Origin of the sequence: Falsiroseomonas oryziterrae, from assembly GCF_021864505.1 — a bacterium.
In the GTDB taxonomy this organism is placed as follows: Bacteria; Pseudomonadota; Alphaproteobacteria; order Acetobacterales; family Acetobacteraceae; genus Falsiroseomonas; species Falsiroseomonas oryziterrae.
The window spans coordinates 1-572 of sequence record NZ_JAKJIB010000709.1; the positions used below are offsets into that span (position 1 = coordinate 1).

Consider the following 572-nt stretch of genomic DNA (forward strand, 5'->3'; position numbering starts at 1 on the left):
GGCGCGCCGCCCGTCTCGGTGTCGGTGAAGAGCTGCTTGGCGACCGCGTAGCTCGTCGTCGGATCCGCACCCCGCAGGTTGGTGTCCACCGTGCCGGCATAGCCGCCGACACCCTGCTGGAAGGTCACCGTGACCCGGTTCGGTGTGCTCGCCACGTCGTCGTTGGTGATGGTTGCGGTGGTGGAGGCGTTGGCGATGGTGGCGCCGGTTGGGTTGGAGAGGGTGAGGGTGAAGGTCTCATTGGGTTCGACGGTGGTGTCGCCGGCGACCTGGACGGCGATGGTCTGGGAGTTTTCGCCGGGGGCGAAGCTGACGGTTCCGGCGGGCAGGGTGGCGCCGGCGAAGTCGTTGGCGCTGGCCGGGTTGGTGCCGCTGCCGGCGACGGCCCAGCTTGCGCTGGCGGGCTGCGTGGTGTCGCCGGAGCGGGTGACGGTGAAGGCGAAGGTGGTGGAGCCGCTGTTGCCCTCGGGCTGGGTGAGCGGGCCGGAGAGGGCGAGGGAGGCGGGCGGGGTGGTGGTGCCGGTCTCGAAGACGATGGTGAGCTGCGGCTTGGTGCTGCCCTGGGCGGACTG

General features: G+C 71.0%; 1 protein-coding gene. It reads right to left on the minus strand.

The window, feature by feature from the left end; genetic code table 11:
* Positions 1-572 (minus strand): Calx-beta domain-containing protein (locus tag L2I40_RS24265; protein WP_372491120.1); only part of this gene is annotated, 572 nt, incomplete at both ends.